The sequence below is a fragment of the Tundrisphaera lichenicola genome (assembly GCF_051175385.1).
GTDB classification, from domain to species: Bacteria; Planctomycetota; Planctomycetia; order Isosphaerales; family Isosphaeraceae; genus Tundrisphaera; species Tundrisphaera lichenicola.
This window is the reverse complement of the sequence record NZ_CP195106.1, coordinates 2892599-2908020: the sequence shown is the minus strand read 5'-3', so window position 1 is coordinate 2908020 and position 15422 is coordinate 2892599. Positions and strand designations below refer to the sequence as shown.

13 protein-coding genes are annotated in these 15422 nt (G+C 66.6%); 7 read left to right on the top strand and 6 right to left on the bottom strand.

Annotation, left to right across the window (positions count from 1 at the left end; all coding sequences use genetic code 11):
* Both P12x_RS11505 and P12x_RS11500 read left to right on the top strand, forming a co-directional pair.
* Nucleotides 1-1362 carry a DUF1800 domain-containing protein gene (locus tag P12x_RS11505; RefSeq protein ID WP_435011010.1) on the top strand — a complete coding sequence of 454 codons (1362 nt, stop codon included), beginning with the start codon at nucleotides 1-3 and terminating at the stop codon, nucleotides 1360-1362.
* A gap of 285 nt (nucleotides 1363-1647) precedes the next feature.
* Nucleotides 1648-2823: a DUF1501 domain-containing protein gene (locus tag P12x_RS11500; protein WP_435011009.1), complete on the top strand. Its 1176-nt coding sequence runs from the start codon at nucleotides 1648-1650 to the stop codon at nucleotides 2821-2823.
* 128 nt (nucleotides 2824-2951) lie between these two features.
* Here the strand turns inward: P12x_RS11500 and P12x_RS11495 are convergent, their stop codons facing one another.
* Nucleotides 2952-3542, bottom strand: a complete 591-nt coding sequence (locus P12x_RS11495) for a PEP-CTERM sorting domain-containing protein (RefSeq protein ID WP_435011008.1) — start codon at nucleotides 3540-3542, stop codon at nucleotides 2952-2954.
* Between the two features lie 453 nt (nucleotides 3543-3995).
* Between P12x_RS11495 and P12x_RS11490 the strand changes: the two genes are divergently transcribed.
* From P12x_RS11490 to P12x_RS11480, 3 genes are all read left to right on the top strand, one after another.
* Nucleotides 3996-5435 (top strand): S41 family peptidase, encoded by a 1440-nt coding sequence (locus tag P12x_RS11490; protein WP_435011007.1) that lies wholly within the window; start codon nucleotides 3996-3998, stop codon nucleotides 5433-5435.
* The gene (locus tag P12x_RS11485) at nucleotides 5432-7180 is read left to right on the top strand and encodes a cytochrome c peroxidase (protein ID WP_435011006.1); all 1749 of its coding nucleotides are present in this window, start codon (nucleotides 5432-5434) and stop codon (nucleotides 7178-7180) included. The genes P12x_RS11490 and P12x_RS11485 overlap by 4 nt, the downstream gene beginning before the upstream one ends.
* Nucleotides 7181-7292: 112 nt before the next feature.
* The gene (locus P12x_RS11480; protein WP_435011005.1) at nucleotides 7293-9080 is read left to right on the top strand and encodes a DUF1570 domain-containing protein; all 1788 of its coding nucleotides are present in this window, start codon (nucleotides 7293-7295) and stop codon (nucleotides 9078-9080) included.
* A 60-nt stretch (nucleotides 9081-9140) separates the two neighbouring features.
* On the opposite strand, the gene P12x_RS11475 is transcribed toward P12x_RS11480, so the two are convergent.
* The 3 genes from P12x_RS11475 to P12x_RS11465 all read right to left on the bottom strand — a co-directional run bounded on the left by P12x_RS11475 (nucleotide 9141) and on the right by P12x_RS11465 (nucleotide 11402).
* Nucleotides 9141-9575 carry a retroviral-like aspartic protease family protein gene (locus tag P12x_RS11475; protein WP_435011004.1) on the bottom strand — a complete coding sequence of 145 codons (435 nt, stop codon included), beginning with the start codon at nucleotides 9573-9575 and terminating at the stop codon, nucleotides 9141-9143.
* A gap of 86 nt (nucleotides 9576-9661) precedes the next feature.
* On the bottom strand, nucleotides 9662-10573 hold the full coding sequence (locus P12x_RS11470; protein WP_435011003.1) for a bestrophin family protein: 912 nt from the start codon (nucleotides 10571-10573) through the stop codon (nucleotides 9662-9664).
* Nucleotides 10574-10595: 22 nt separating this feature from the next.
* Nucleotides 10596-11402: a YoaK family protein gene (locus tag P12x_RS11465; protein ID WP_435011002.1), complete on the bottom strand. Its 807-nt coding sequence runs from the start codon at nucleotides 11400-11402 to the stop codon at nucleotides 10596-10598.
* A gap of 121 nt (nucleotides 11403-11523) precedes the next feature.
* Between P12x_RS11465 and uvrA the strand changes: the two genes are divergently transcribed.
* Nucleotides 11524-14355, top strand: a complete 2832-nt coding sequence (gene uvrA / locus P12x_RS11460) for an excinuclease ABC subunit UvrA (protein ID WP_435011001.1) — start codon at nucleotides 11524-11526, stop codon at nucleotides 14353-14355.
* Nucleotides 14352-14591 (top strand): hypothetical protein, encoded by a 240-nt coding sequence (locus P12x_RS11455; RefSeq protein ID WP_435011000.1) that lies wholly within the window; start codon nucleotides 14352-14354, stop codon nucleotides 14589-14591. The genes uvrA and P12x_RS11455 overlap by 4 nt, the downstream gene beginning before the upstream one ends.
* A 33-nt stretch (nucleotides 14592-14624) precedes the next feature.
* Here the strand turns inward: P12x_RS11455 and P12x_RS11450 are convergent, their stop codons facing one another.
* Together P12x_RS11450 and P12x_RS11445 are read right to left on the bottom strand one after the other, a co-directional pair.
* Complete coding sequence (locus P12x_RS11450) at nucleotides 14625-14972, bottom strand: hypothetical protein (RefSeq protein WP_435010999.1); 348 nt, start codon at nucleotides 14970-14972, stop codon at nucleotides 14625-14627.
* Nucleotides 14973-15034: 62 nt separating this feature from the next.
* The gene (locus P12x_RS11445) at nucleotides 15035-15400 is read right to left on the bottom strand and encodes a hypothetical protein (RefSeq protein WP_435010998.1); all 366 of its coding nucleotides are present in this window, start codon (nucleotides 15398-15400) and stop codon (nucleotides 15035-15037) included.
* Nucleotides 15401-15422: the final 22 nt, after the last annotated feature.

The following is a 15422-nucleotide window of genomic DNA, read 5'->3' as shown; positions in this document are numbered from 1 at the left end:
TTGGCTCCGCACCGAAATTCCTCGGGCCAGGGCGACCCCTGGGCCCCTTACTCGCCGACTCCCGATGCTCCCTGGGACCTCCGGCGCGTCGTCCATCTCCACCGTCGGGCCGGGTTCGCCGCGACCTGGCCCGAGATCCGACGCGACCTGAAGGACGGGCCCGAGGCGAGCGTGTCGCGGGTCCTGGCGGGAACTTCGAGGCTCGGCGAGATCCCCCAGGAGTTCGAGTCGACGTCCACCCTCCTGGCCGACGCGGCGGTGGCCTCGGGGGACGTCTACCGGCTCCGGGCCTGGTGGGTCTTCCGGATGCTCGGCTCGCCCGACCCCCTGGGCGAGCGCCTGACCCTGATGTGGCACGGTCACTTCGCGACGGCGGCCTCGAAGGTCGAGGACCTCGCCCTGATGAGGCGGCAGAACGAGACCTTCCGGAAGCTGGCGCGGGCCCCGTTCGGCGAGCTGTTGAATGAGGCGGTTCGCGAGCCCGCCTTGCTGACCTATCTCGACGCGCCGAGCAACCGCAAGGACCATCCCAATGAAAACCTCGCCCGAGAGCTGATGGAACTGTTCACGCTGGGCGTCGGGAATTACACCGAGGCCGACGTCCAGGAGGCGGCCCGGGCCCTGACCGGCTGGCGAGTCGAGGAAGGTCGGTTCGACGAGTCCCCCTCGAAGCACGACGACGGCGCCAAGTCGATCCTGGGCCGGTCCGGGACCTGGTCGGGGTCCGACCTCCTGACGATCCTCCTCGATCATCCGGCCACGCCCCGGCGGGTCGCGTGGAGACTCTCCGACCTGTTCCTGGGCGAGGGGGCCGTCGACCCCGCCGCGATCGACGACCTGGCCGGTCGGCTGAAGGACGACGGCCTCGACGTGGGGAAGGGGGTGGCGACGATCCTCCGATCCAGGGCGTTCTTCGGGTCGACCAACCTCCGGACCCGGGTGAACGGGCCGGTCGAGCAGGTCATTGGGGCCTGTCGCGCGTTAATCCCGGATGGCTCGACCCCGAGTACGCTCCTGCTGGCCGACTGGATCGGCCGGGTCGGCCAGGAACTCTTCGAACCGCCCAATGTCGGCGGGTGGCCCGGGGCTCGGTCGTGGCTGAACGCCCGGTCGCTGATCGCGCGGGCCAACTTCGCCGCCGCCCTGGTGGGAGGCAAGGCGGTCGGCCTGCCCGGCCCGATCGACGCTCAGGCCCTCGCCAGGGAGCAGGGGCGCGGGACCTCGGCGGGCGATGTGTCGGATGCCGGCTCGGCGTTGTTGCTTGGGGTTGAGTCGAAGCTGGCCCCTGGGGAGGATACCCCCGAGGCGGCACGACGGGCGCTGGCGGAGGTGCTGGCCTCGCCCGAGGCTCAGGTTTGCTAAAGGTGGTCATGTTTTTGATTTTCAGATAGAAGAGTCCGGCTCCCTCTCCCCCTGGGAGAGGGTTGGGGTGAGGGTCTTCCGAAGGTCTGGCGGCTTTCGAGGACAGCTCGGTTCCTATCGATGGTCTTGCGGGGGACCCTCGCCCCGGCCCTCTCCCAGGGGGAGAGGGAGGCAGAAAATCCGGGGACCGGTGACCCTCACCCCGGCACTCTCCCGGAGGGAGAGATAGGCAATCGCAGACATGAATGAATTATTTTGTTGAACGCGACCCAGAGGACTCCGACCATGCTCCCTCGCCGCGACTTCCTCCGATCGCTCCCGCTGATCTCGCTGGCCCCGACCATCCCGGGGTTCCTCGCTCGCTCGGCGAAGGCTCTCTCGCCCGAGGCCGAGGGGCGGATCCTCGTCGTGATCCAGCTCGACGGCGGGAACGACGGGATCAACACCGTCGTACCTTTCGGGGATGAAGGGTATGCGAAGCATCGGAAAACGTTGAAGCTCGAGACCGATCGACTGATCAAGGTCTCCGACGGCATCGGCCTGCACCCGGCGATGGGCGGGGCGGGGAAGCTCCTGGAATCGGGCCGGCTGGCGATCGTTCCGGGGGTGGGGTATCCCAACCCGAACCGGTCGCACTTCGAAAGCATGGCGATCTGGCAGACCGCGCGACTCGACCCCGAGGAACACTCCGGCCCGGGCTGGATCGGCCGGTCGCTCGACGCCTCGGGCGGTCGGGGTGACTCGCTCTATGTCGGCCCGGGGACGATCCCGGCGGCGATCCGGGGGAGGCGGGCCCAGGCCTCGGCGATCGAGCGGATTGACGACCTGACGCTCGCCCCCGGCCTCGCCAGGCAGGTGGAGCCGAGGCCGGGCGACGACCTCACGGCATTCGTCCGTCGGAGTACCCTGGATGCTTACGCCGGGGCCGATCGACTGGCCGAACTGGCCAGGCTCGAGGATTCGTCGGCCCAATACCCGTCGACGGGCCTGGGCGGTCGACTGAAGCTGGTCTCTCGGTTGATCAAGGGTGGCTATGCCTCGCGGGTCTTCTACACGACCCAGGGCGGATACGACACCCACTCGGCGCAGGCCTCGACGCACTTCGGGCTGCTCAACGAACTGTCCGGGGCCCTCCGGGCATTCCTCGATGACCTGGAAGCCTCGAAGCTGGCCGATCGGGTCCTGGTCCTGGCCTTCAGCGAGTTCGGCCGTCGGGTGGCCGAGAATGGGTCGAGCGGGACCGATCACGGGACCGCCGGGCCGGTCCTCCTGGCGGGCTCCGGCGTCCTACCGGGGCTCGTCGGTTCTTACCCGAGCCTGACCGATCTCGACTCGGGCGACCTCAAGATGTCCGTCGACTTTCGGCAGGTCTACGCCACGGTCCTTCAAGGCTGGCTCGGCCTGACTTCCGAGGGATCGCTCGGGGGCTCGTACTCCGCACTCCCGTTGCTGAAGGCCTGAGGTTCGGCGATCGGACTCATTCGAAAAAGCACGGTGCCCGACGCCCTCCATCGGGGCGACGGGCACCGGTAATTATTGGTTCATGACAGGCCGGGGTGGCCTGCCCGCGACCTCGGAGCGATCGCTCGTCAGGCCGACTTGCGTCGGAGCCGGACGGCTCCGAGCGCGCCCGCCAGGCCGAGGCCAAGCATGGCCACGCTGGCGGGTTCGGGGACCACCGGGGCGATGTCCAGGGTGAACGACGCCGAGATGGACTTCTTCGCCCCGCCGGCCTGGGTCAGCCCGATGGCGAGCGTGGCCGGGGCGGCGGTGCCCTTGCCCGGGAACAACGTCCCACCCTTGAAAGAGCCCACCAGTTCGATATTCCGGAAGTTGCCCATGGCGAAGTCATCCGTGATCGAGGTACCCACGAACGTACCGAAGGCGGCGTTCCCGAAGGTGAACGAGAACGGGGTGATCTTCAGGGTGAAGGGGCCCGAGCCGACCGAGGTGCCCAGCGCGATGCTGGCGAAGTCGCCGTCATTGGGGCTGGACGTGGTGAGGTTCGAGAAGACGAAGGTGGTGGCGGTCCCGACCTTCGTGGTGTTGATCGTGGTCTTACCCACGCTGATCGCCTGGGAGCCGGCCACCGAGGCCGCCCGGGTCGCCGAGCTGCCCGCCATCAGGACGAGGCCGGCGAGGAGCAATCGGAACATGTTCTTGCAGCCGCTGCGTTGCATCGGGATTCCTGTTCGAGAAAACGGGTCGGAACGCGGGGAATGGAACACCCCCTCGGGCCGATGAGCGACCCGATTTCCCCGGGGATTCTGGACTGATTCAGGCGCCCTTCATCGGGCCGTGGATCATCGTTGAGATCGAGGGCTCATTTCGTCAATGGATCAATGCATCAGATGACCCAAGCGGGAGTGGGAACGACAGTTCACCGCGGAGAATTATCAGAATGTGTTGCGTGGCGTCACCAATGGGCTGACGTTTGCCAGGTTGAGCGAAAAGGGGCGCGGCCGATCGCGCTCGAATCGGTGCGGGATCCTGGTTTCTCTGGGGTGACTCGCCGGATTCGATCCGGGCCTCCTTCGATCATCGAACCGGCCGTCCGCCCCTCGTGACATTGGCACTTCGAGGGGGTAGACTCGATCGTCGATGGGCAGGTTCGCCAACGGGAGGGCATCCTCATGATCCGTCGATCGCTCGCGATTCTCGGGGTCCTGGCTTGCGTCGGGCCGGCGCACTCGTCGGCGTCCTCGGAGCCCACGCCCGACTTCGCGGCCCGAATCTGGGCCGTCACCGACGTGATACTGGCCCGCCACGTCGACCCGCCCGCCCGTCAGCAGATGATCCTGGCCGGGCTCAAGAATTTGATCCAGTCGATCAAGGCCCCCACTCCCCCGGGCCTGGCTCGTCGGGTCTCCGAGGCGACGGAGCCCGAGGCCCTGGCCGCGCTTTTGACCGAAGTCGGGAAGAACTCCGCCCCGGACAACCCGGCGGGAGGTCCCGAAGAGGCCTTCCTGAAAGGCCTCTCCTCGGCGGTCCCGGGGGGAGTCGAGTTGCTCTCGGCCAAGGAAAGGAAGGTCCAGGAGCAGTTTGAAGGCAACCTCTATGTCGGGATTCAGGTGGCCCTGGGGGTCGACGAGGCCTCGAAGCGCCCGACCTTCGCCCAGGTCTTCGAGGGTGGCCCCGCCGCTCTCGCCGGGGCGAAGATCGGGGACCAAATCGAGGCGATCGAAGGAGCCTCGACGGAGGGCCTGTCCCTGACCGAGGTGGTCGACCGGCTTCGGGGCGAGGAAGGGAGCGCGGTCGCAGTCCGGCTCAAGCGGCCGGGGTCCGGCGAGGTCCTCGACGTCTCGATGACCCGGGCGACGCTCCCCCGGAAGACCGTGCAGGGGCTCACCCCTCGCGACGACGGCGGGTGGAACGTCCGCTTCGAAGGGCCGGCGCCGATCGGATACCTCAAGATCACCGAGATCGTCGGGAGCACGCCCCGGGAATTCCGGACGTTCGCCTCGCAGATGGAATCCGAAGGGCTTCGCGCCCTGGTCCTCGACCTCCGCGAGGTCACGACTCAGGCCGGCTTCCACCCGACGGTCCTCCTGGCCGACGCGTTGCTCGACGGCGGGACGATCGGCCGGATTGCCGAGGCCGACTCGTCGAGGGAGATCCGGGCCGAGCCCGACGCCCTGTTCCGCGACTGGCCGATGGTCGTCCTGGCCGGAGGAGCCCGGTCGGCCGAGGTGGCCTGGCTCTGCGCCGGGCTCCGGGAAAATCGAGGGGCCACGATCCTCGGTCGTGCCGACCTCAACAGGATCGACGCGACCGTCCGGTCGATCGTGCCGGTGCCCGGCGGCGACTGGTCGATCCGGATCGCGACCGGTCGTCTAGAATGGGGCGACGACAACCCCCTGGCGGAATCGATCCCGAGAGAGGGCAGACTGATAGAATTGGCTCGCGCCCTTTCCCCGACGACCGCGGGACCGGCGAGCCCGTCCCCTGGCGTTTTCCGCGGACCTCGGAGCGTACGGGACGATCCCCTGCCCGAGGCCCGTGCCCTCCTGGAAGCCGCGCTCAAGTCGCCCGGATCGCAAACTCCTGGGATCTCCGAAGGAGAGGCTCGATGATCGAGATCCGGACGACCGCCCGCCTCGTCGCCGCGATCGTGGGCGCCGCTTGCGTGGCCTCCGAGGCCGGCGAGCTGACGACCCGGCTCCGCCAGCCCGTCGCGATGGCGGCCTCGCTCGACGGAGGCTCGATCTACGTCGCCAACCGGAGGAGTGGGACCATCTCGGTCGTTGACCCGAAGCTCGGTCGAGTTGTCCGGGAAGTCGAGGCGGGACGGGGCCTGGCCGACCTGGCACTCCTGCCCGACGGCCGACATCTCGCGGTCGTCGACCGGGCGGGAGACTCGCTGGTCATCCTCAAAGTTGATGGAACCGAGGTCGCCGTCGAGTCGAGGCTACCGGTGGCCCCCGACCCGGTCTCGGTCGTCTTGAAGCCCGACGGCTCGGGCGTCGTCGTGGCCTCGACCGCCTCGCGGAAGCTCTCGATGATCGGCTGGGCGGACCGGGATGAGACGATATCCCCGGAAATCGTCGGGACGGTCGACCTCCCGTTCTCCCCTCGACTGATGGTCTGGGCGGGATCGAAGCTGGTCGTGGCCGACGCCTTCGGCGGACGCCTGGCGGTGGTCGACCCGGCCTCGGGTCGGGTCGAGTCGAGCCGGTCGATCCCCGGCCACAATATCCGTGGCCTCGCGGTCTCGCCCAATGGTCGGTCGCTGGTCCTGGCGCATCAGGTCCTGAACCGGCTGGCCCGGTCGAGCTTCGAGGACATCCACTGGGGGACCTTGCTGACCAATGACCTGCGGATCGTCCGGCTGGATACCGTCCTCTCGGTCGAGCCCGAAGTCGACCTCCTGAAAGGCTCCAGGCTGAGCGGCCTGGGGCAAACCGGGCGGGGCTCGGGCGATCCCGGCGCGATCGCCTTCGCGGGGGAGGGTCGCCTCTTCGCCGTGGTGCTCTCGGGGGTGGGCGAGGTCGCTTTCGGTCGAGACCCCGCCGCGTCCCTGCGTCGGGTGGCCGTCGGCCAGATGCCCACGAGCCTGCTGACCGACCCGGACGGCTCGATCATCTATGCCGCCGACGCGATGGATGACACGATCGGGGTGGTCGACGTGGCTTCGGGCAAGCTCGCGCGTTCGATCTCGCTCGGCCCTCGGCCCGAACTCGGTCCGGTCGAGCGGGGCGAACGGCTCTTCTTCGACGCGAGGGTCAGCCACGACGGCTGGTTGAGCTGCCATTCCTGCCACACCGACGGCCAGAGCAACGGGCTCCTGGCCGACACCCTGGGCGACGACGGCTTCGGGGCTCCCAAGCGGATCAGCTCGCTGATGGGGGTGGGCACGACCGGCCCCTGGACCTGGACCGGGTCGATGGACCGCCTGGAGGATCAGGTCCGCAAGTCGATCGAGACCTCGATGAGGGGCCGCCCGCCCGCCGAGGATCAGGTGGCCGACCTGGTCGCTTACCTCCGATCGCTCCCGAGCCCTCGGCCGATCGGGACGGTTGCCGACGAGGATTCGATCGCCCGGGGCCGCCAGTCCTTCCAATCCCGGAGATGCGCGGATTGCCACGCCGGGCCCGAGTTCACCGAGGCCGGGAGCTTCGACGTCGGGCTCGTTGACGAGGCGGGGCACCGGAAATTCAACCCCCCGTCGCTCCGAGGAGTCGGAGGGCGGACCTCCTTCCTCCACGACGGTCGGGCCGCATCCCTCTCCGAAGTCTTCAGCCGCCATCGGCATCCTCGGGAGTCCGGCTGGTCGTACTCCGAGGTCGAGGACCTGGTCGCCTACCTCCGGACCCTCTGAGCCCGGCTCGGGATGTTTCGATTCGGCACGGAGGCTTTCGCCAGGCCGGCCCATCGGTTAGCTTGAAAGGTATGGAGATAGCCCCTTGGGCGGGTCATTGGAGTGGCGACCCATGGCGATGGAACCCTTGATCCTGGTTTGCGAAGGATGCCGCGTCCGGATCAGGGTCGCCGACCCTTGGAAGGCCCGAAATCGCGATTGCCCCCGATGCTCGACCCCGCTGGCCGGGGTGGTCGACCGGACCCTCGGGCTGGTCGCGCCGGTGCTCCCGGTCCCCGCGAGGTCGATCGGCCGGCTGGTCACGGGGACCGTTGCCGTGCTGGTCACGATCGGCTCGGTCGCCAGCCTCCTCCTCCGCGAGCCCTCGATCGGGGCCTCGACCGATGCTCCGCCCGGCCCGGTCGCCCAATTCTCCCGGTCGACCTGCCCCGTGGCCTCCGGGCGGACCGAGCCGCCGGTCGAGGCGAAACCGCTCGTCAAGGAGGCGAACTCCTCCCGGAGGCCCCTGGAGATCACGCCTCCCCGTCCACCCTCCGAGATCCCCCACGAGACCGTCCCGCCCATCGAGCCCGCTCCGACTCCGGACGTTCCGGCCGTGCCCGCCGTCTCCTCGGCCCTGGAACAGCCCGGACCCCGGCCCGACCTGCCCCGTCGGGTCCTGGTCAAGGACCGGAAGGGCCAAGCCGTCGTGGCTCGCGAGCATGGGATGCTCAAGGACCGGATGGCCGTGATCCTCCCGGACGGGCAAATCGGCTGGGTCGACGGTCAGGTGACGACCGATCGGCCGTTCGTCCCCCTCACCATGGACGAGGTCCGAGACTCGCTCCGCGACGACCCCGAGTTCGCCACATTCAAGCTCCTCCAGACCGATCATTACCTGATCTACTTCCAGGGGGGTAGGCCCTTCGCGCAGGCCAGCGCCGACCTCCTGGAACGGCTCCACGACGGCCTGACCGGGGCCTTGAAGAAGCACGGTTTGCCGGTCGCCCCGGTGGAGTTCCCGCTGGTCGCGGTGATTTTCGCCGACGAGGACGAGTTTCGCTCGTCCCGGCGAGTGGCCCCCGACGTCCAGGCCTATTACGAGATCCTCTCGAACCGGATCTACTTCTACGAGAAGTCGCGGCGCGACCAGCATTCGCCCGAGGTCTCGGCCCTCCGGAAGCCGCAGACCGTGGCGCACGAGGGGACCCATCAGATCCTCCACAACGTCGGGCTCCAGCCCCGGCTCTCCGACTGGCCGCTCTGGCTGGTCGAGGGGTTCGCCGAGTATTGCTCGCCCCCCCGTACCACCAAGAAAGGCGGGAGCGAGTGGGCCGGCCTGGGCCAGGTCAACCCGATCCACATGGCCACGATCCGCGACCTCGACGACCCCGCTTCCACCCAGGTCCGAGGGCCGAAATCGGTCGCGATCTCCCGCGATCGGGCCCGGTCCTTGGTCGAGTACCTCGTCACTCGGAAGGACCTGACTCCGACCGACTATGCCCTCTCCTGGGCCCTGACCCATTACCTGGCCCGCGAGCGACTCCCCGAGTTCGTCGCCTACATGAAGCGGATGAGCGAGCTCAAGCCCTTCGAGGGCCGGACCCCCGATCAGCAACTGGCCAGCTTCCTCGAAGTCTTCGGCGATGACCCGGTGAAGATGGATGCCAAGGTCGCCAAATACCTCTCCCGGCTCAAGACCCCCGAGGCCTTGCCGTATTTCTCGGTGGTCTTCGAGCAGCCGGTCGGCCCGGTCATCCGGAGGATGGCGATGGTCAGCCAATCCCCCTCGGTGATCCGCCAGTGGATCGAATCGGCCAGTTCCCCCGAGGGAGGCCTCCCCCACTGGCAAGCCCTCCCCTACCGGAGCCGAGCCACCGCGCTCCACGCCGCCGAGCAGTTCTTGATGCAGGGGAACTGAGCCTGGGTCCCGTCGGTCGCGGATCGCGACAGCGAGCAGGCCGCATAGGACCGAGGAAGGTCAGTACAACTCAATGATGTGCTCGCCCCCGTGCTCCGGGTTGCCGATCAGCCGGTGATTGCGCGGGTCGACGATGAAATCGAGCAATTCCAGCGGTATTTGCCCGATCAGGACCGGGCAATCGTCGGGGAGTTCGGTGACATCGAGCGAGCAGTCGCGGCCATCAATGGTGAGGCGAACCGGCCCGAACATTCCGACGGTCACGATCCCGGCGCTGGTTCGCGCTTGCCTCGTACGAAGCGACTCGAGACCAAGCTGTTGGATCATGCGCCGGGGCATCGATAGGGTGGTTGCCCCAGTGTCGACAAGCGCATCATCGATGACAAGTCGTCGGACCTGCTCATCGGTGATGACTCCACTCCGGGCCTGATATAGGTCGATCACGTTCTCGAGCTTCGCCTCGACCAGGACCTTCCCCATCGTGTCGTTTCCCATGACAGGCTCCGGTGAATATTCCGGGGGATGGACCATCCCGAAGGTTATCCCGGCATTGTAGCAGGAACCGCCCGGGTTCCTCCTCGTCAGGAGATCATGGCCGGCTCACCGACGGGCTCCTCGTCGATCATCCCCAGCAGGTCCGCTTCGATCGTCTTGCAGATCTTCCCCAGGGGGAGGTCATTGTCGTCGCCGTCGAAGGGGTTCTCGATCTCGACGCCGATCTCCTCGATCCCGAAGAAGATGTAGGCCACCAGCAAGGTCCCGACGATCGAACCCCAGCCGTAGCTGTCCACCAGCGCGAAGGGCAGCGTGAAGCAGTAAAGGACCAGGGCCCGGCGGATGTGGACCATGTAGGCGAAGGGCAGGGGGGTCTTCTTGATCCGCTCGCAACCGCCCAGGTAGTCGATCATGAGCTGGACGTTCTGGTCGAGCGTGGTCAGGACGATGTCGGAGACGAGCCCCTTGTCGCGGGCCTCGATCAGGAGCCCGGTGATCTTCCGGGAGATCTCCAGCGGGACATGGCCCGACTCCAGCACGGCCTGGACCTCCCCGGGCGGGAGCTTCTCGGCGGCCGGGCCGAGGTTCGTGGTCCCCCGGAGGCTGTTCATCACGGAGTGGGACCAGGCCACCGTCCAGCGGACGACCGAGCGGAAGAGCTGGGGGTCATCCTTCAGGTGGATGCTCGACAGGCGGGCCAGGTTCCTCGACTCGTTGACGATCGACCCCCAGAGCTTCCGGCCTTCCCAGAATCGGTCGTAAGACGTGTTCGTCCGGAAGACCAGCAGGGTACCCAACGCGAAGCCGACCAGGGTGTGGATGGTCGTCGGGACGGAGATGTGGTCGAAGTTGAGCCAGTCCTTGAGCGCATGGTGGAGGAAGAGCACGACGACCGACCAGGCTACGCACAGGAGTATCCGCCCGAAGATGGCGTGGAACATCGAGTTATGCACGTCGAACAGGTGCGAGGTCCAATGCTTCGAATCATATTCGACCACGGGGGGAACTCCGGAGGAAGGATCAGGCCGTGCCGCTGCCGCCCGGCGGCTCGACGGGGATCAGGACCGAGAGCGGTTGGCCCTGCCGGGGCTCCCCCTCTCCGATCTTCAAGAGCCGATGGACGTACCAGATCAGGCCGAGCGAGGTCACGAACGGGACCGCAAAACCTTGATAGGTCATCATCGAGAAGACTAGCGTAGCAATCATCGAGCCGCTGGAAAATGCGATCGCGATTTTCGTCTTGAGCCAGTTCAACGCCGAGAGTTGGCCCCGTTCCGGGTCGTCTCTTCGATAGGTGAAGATCTTCGCAAGGTTGATCCCCATGTCCGTGGTCGGCCCGGTCAAGTGGGTGGTCCGGATCTTGCCGTCGGTCACTCCCACGAAGAGGCCGTTCTGCAAGCCGCAGGCGAAGCTCAGCAGGAACAGCAAGGCGAAGTCGCGCTGGAGCAACAGGGGCTCGCCGAAGGTCCCGAAGAATCCCAGATCCTCGCCGACGCAGATGATCAGGTTCAGGAGGGCGAGCCAGACGACCCCGGTCAGGAGGCGCGGCCTCTGGCCGAGCATCAGCCGCCGGTCGATCAGCCAGCCGGAATAGGCGGCCCCCGCCAGGAAGAAGAGCGGGGCCAGGCCCATTTCGACCGCATTGAGGTAGTTCCTCTGGGCGAACGCGACCCCCACATAGGTCCCATAGCCCGTGACGTGCGAGACGAATCGCCCGCAGGCCAGGAATCCACCGGCATTCATGAAGCCGCTCTGGAAGGCCAGGATCAGCCAGAGGGGTTGATTACGCTGGGCGATGACGTCCTTGAATGGATTGTCCGTCCACATCCTGTCATGATCTCCGAGGATGACCGGGTTAGGCTGCTGGGATTCCTCTCGGGAGGAGATAATCAAATGGGGCGGCCGGCATCCGTCCGGAGAGGTCCACGATAGCGAGGGGGCGGGGTCGATGGCCAGTCTGGTCGAACAGGGCGTCGAGGTGGGTTCGAGCATCCGGCTCCGGGGGGTCCGGGTCCACAACCTCCGGGATATCGACGTCGACATCCCGCGCGACCGGCTGGTGGTCCTGACCGGGGTGAGCGGCTCGGGCAAGAGCTCGCTGGCCTTCGACACGATCCACGCCGAAGGGCGTCGACGCTATGTCGAAGGTCTTTCCACCTACGCCCGGCAGTTCCTCGACCAGATCGAGCGGCCCGACGTCGACCTGATCGACGGGCTCCCGCCGACCGTCGCGATCGACCAGAAGACGGGCTCGGCCAACCCGCGAAGCACCGTCGCCACCGTGACCGAAGCCTGGGACTATCTCCGCCTGCTCTATGCCCGAACGGGCGCACCGCATTGCCCAAAATGTGGCAAGCCTATCCTCAGGCAGGCCCCCGAACAGGTGGTCGACCTGGTCCTCGGCCTTGGGGAAGGAACCAAGTTGCTCGTCCTGGCCCCCTTGATCCGGGGCCGGAAGGGTCAGCATCTCGAAACCTTCCGAGCGATCCGAGAGGCGGGCCTGATGAGGGCGAGGGTCGACGGGGCGGTCGTCGAGGTGGATGCCGAGCCCCCTAAACTCGTCAAGACGAAGGTTCACGACATCGAGGCCGTGGTCGACCGCCTGGTCGTCCGCGAAGGGATCCGAGCCCGGGTCGCCGAGAGCGTCGACCGGGCCTTGAAGCTGGGCGAGGGGACCCTGGTCCTCACGATCCAGAAGGGAGATGCCTGGGAGGATCGGATTGCCAGTACGCGATATGCTTGCACGGGTTGCGGCACGGGTCTGGCCGAGATCGAGCCCCGAACCTTCTCATTCAATAGCCCCCATGGCGCGTGCCCCGATTGCGGGGGCTTGGGTTCGTTTCGTCGATTCGATCCCGACCTCGTCGTTCCCGACCGGGGCAAGTCGCTGGAAGGCGGGGCGGTTGTGGCCTGGGAGGCCCTCCCGACCTCGGCCCGGCAAGCGGCCCGAGACAATCCGGCCTTGGGTTCGTTTTTGCAAAAGCATCATCTCGCCGTATCGACCCCGTTGAGCGACTGGTCCGAGCCAAGCTTGGGTTCGTTTTTCCTGGGCGAATCCAAAGGCTATTCCGGGATCCTGGCAACCCTGGAGCAAGATTTCGCCGTCGCGAAGACGGATGCGCGACGGTCGGCCCTCGACACATTTCGGTCGGAAGTGACCTGCCCATCTTGCCAGGGGGCGAGGTTGCGCCCCGAGGCTCGCGCCGTGACCCTGGGCGGTCGCTCTCTCCCGGCTCTGGCCGCCCTGAATGTCGACCAGGCCCGCGCCTTCCTGGCCTCGCTCCGGTTCGAGCCCGAGTTGGATCGGGTTGGCCCCCCCCTGGTGGCGGAGGTCGACGCTCGACTGGCGTTCCTGGGCCGGGTGGGCCTGAACTACCTGACGCTCGACCGGGGGGCCGACACGCTCTCGGGCGGCGAGTTGCAGCGGGTCCGCCTGGCCACCCAGATCGGCTCGGGCCTGGTCGGCGTCTGCTACGTCCTGGACGAGCCGACAACGGGACTCCACCCCCGAGACACCGGGCGGCTCCTGGCGAGCCTGGCCGACCTCCGCGACCGGGGGAACAGCGTGATCGTGGTCGAGCACGACGAGGCGACCATCCGGGCGGCCGACTGGCTGATCGATCTCGGTCCCGGGGCCGGTCCCGACGGCGGCCTGGTCGTGGCCCAGGGCCCGCCCGACGCCCTGATCGAATCCGGAGAATCCTCGACCGCCCGCCACCTTCGAGGGGAGACGCCCGCGCCCGCCGGTTCGCCCGGTCGCCTGGCGAAGAGCCCCGGCCGGATCACGATCCGGGGCGCGGCCGAGCACAACCTGAAGGGGGTGACCGCCTCGATTCCCCTGGGGACCCTGACCTGCGTGACCGGCGTCAGCGGGTCGGGCAAGAGCACTTTGGTCCACGACATCCTGGCCCGCACCGCGCTCCGTCGGCTCGAACAGAAAGGGCCCCGGCCCGGCGCCCACGAGGGGGTCGACGGCCTGGAGGCGGTCGACAAGCTGATCGTCATCGACCAGTCGCCGATCGGCCGGGGCCCTCGCTCGACGCCCTCGACCTTCACCGGAGTCTTCGACGAGATCCGCCAGGTCTTCGCCCGGACTCGCGAGGCCAAGGTCCGGGGCTACGCCGCCAGCCGGTTCAGCTTCAACGTCAAGGGGGGGCGCTGCGAGACCTGCCAGGGCCAGGGCGTCCGGAAGATCGAGATGAACTTCCTGCCCGACCTTTACGTCCGGTGCGAGACGTGTGAGGGCCTCCGCTACAATCCCCAGACGCTCGAATGCCGCTTCAAGGGCCGGTCGATCGGGGACGTCTTGCAGATGAGGGTCGACGACGCCCGGACCCTCTTCGAGAACGTCCCCCGAGTGGCCCGCTCGCTCGAATCGCTCCGAGAAGCCGGGCTGGGCTACGTCGCGCTCGGCCAGTCCAGCACGACCCTCTCCGGCGGGGAAGCCCAGCGAGTCAAGCTCGCCGCCGAACTCGGTCGGGTGGCCACCGGCCGGACCCTCTACATCCTCGACGAACCGACCACCGGCCTGCATTTCTCCGACGTCGCCGCCCTGATGGTGGTGCTCCACCGACTGGCCGACCTGGGGAATACCCTGGTCGTCATCGAGCACAATCTGGATGTCATCCGGACGGCCGACTGGGTCATCGACCTCGGCCCCGAGGGGGGAGACAAGGGAGGGAGGCTCATGGCCGAAGGGCCGCCCGGGGTGATCGCGGAGACACCGGCGAGCGAGACGGGACGGTGGCTGATGCGAGTTGATAACCGCAATAAATCATGAAATTCCGCATAAAGAACATCGTGGTGTGTATCGCGGTTATCGCCCTGATGCTCGCTGGGGCCTTGACGATCCTGGAATTCTCATTCTTGGAACAATTGGCAATCGTTGTGTTCGTTGTGATTGGAGTGCCAATGTTTTTGACATTTATTGTTATGTTGCATGCGATATTTCGCGGCGCGACGGGCCGTGGCTTGCGATCCGGCGCAGAGGTCCAGCAGGATGACCGGCAGCCTTGATGTGTTCAAAAATTGAGATGATGCCGCTGAGCTTCAGAGCGAAGCGTTCCCGACAACCCCGGCAAAGCGGCCTGGGTTGGCGGAATCGTACAGGACATCGCCCATTTCCTCGGTGAATCCCTCTCCCGTGAGAAGATCGAGAATTGAGTCCATGAATTCAAGTTGGTTCTTGAAAACGTAGCAGGCCAGGGCGACGATGCGGTATTGCTGGCCGTCGGCCGTGATCCGGAAGGTCCGCGAGTGACCGCTTTCGCCCGAGGGAGGGCCGGGATCGGAAATCTCCAATCCCGACATGATCATCGTAGGGATGTCTATCTTTTCGACACCCATGAACACAACATCAATATTGTAGGTTTGGTCGGGCGATTCCGGGCTTCTCAAGAGCAATTGGTCGTGGCTGACCTTGTAATCCCAGAGTCGGAAATAGTGGTCCGATGGAAAGTTCATGACTCCGGCTCCTGTTCAAACGGGTTGGATGTCCGAATGTCCTCATCCCACCACTCGACCCGAGGCCACCAGATTTCATGCTCCCGGATCTGGAGCAACTCCCAGTCGGTCGGGGAATACCTGGGCGTGACCGCACGAGCCAACCCCTTCCCGACGTTGACCCCGTGTAGGTTGAAATAGACGGTTGTACCGGGGTCGTCGACCACTTCAAGGAGGTAATATTTCCAGTCGGCCAGATTACCCGACGCGAACTGCCACCAGGTTTCGGCTCCTCGACGGGCCGCGAACGGACGGAGATAAGCTGTCAAGCCCAGGGCGATCTTCCGGCCTGGCCCGTTGATACCACTGGATTCATTATCCAAGGGAAGGCCCTCTCTGTCACCG

Coding starts and splice junctions, on each gene's coding strand:
- P12x_RS11500 (WP_435011009.1), top strand. CDS start 1,648: ATGCTCCCTCGCCGCGACTTCCTCCGATCGCTCCCGCTGATCTCGCTG.
- P12x_RS11495 (WP_435011008.1), bottom strand. CDS start 3,542: ATGCAACGCAGCGGCTGCAAGAACATGTTCCGATTGCTCCTCGCCGGC.
- P12x_RS11490 (WP_435011007.1), top strand. CDS start 3,996: ATGATCCGTCGATCGCTCGCGATTCTCGGGGTCCTGGCTTGCGTCGGG.
- P12x_RS11485 (WP_435011006.1), top strand. CDS start 5,432: ATGATCGAGATCCGGACGACCGCCCGCCTCGTCGCCGCGATCGTGGGC.
- P12x_RS11480 (WP_435011005.1), top strand. CDS start 7,293: ATGGCGATGGAACCCTTGATCCTGGTTTGCGAAGGATGCCGCGTCCGG.
- P12x_RS11475 (WP_435011004.1), bottom strand. CDS start 9,575: ATGGGAAACGACACGATGGGGAAGGTCCTGGTCGAGGCGAAGCTCGAG.
- P12x_RS11465 (WP_435011002.1), bottom strand. CDS start 11,402: ATGTGGACGGACAATCCATTCAAGGACGTCATCGCCCAGCGTAATCAA.
- uvrA (WP_435011001.1), top strand. CDS start 11,524: ATGGCCAGTCTGGTCGAACAGGGCGTCGAGGTGGGTTCGAGCATCCGG.
- P12x_RS11455 (WP_435011000.1), top strand. CDS start 14,352: ATGAAATTCCGCATAAAGAACATCGTGGTGTGTATCGCGGTTATCGCC.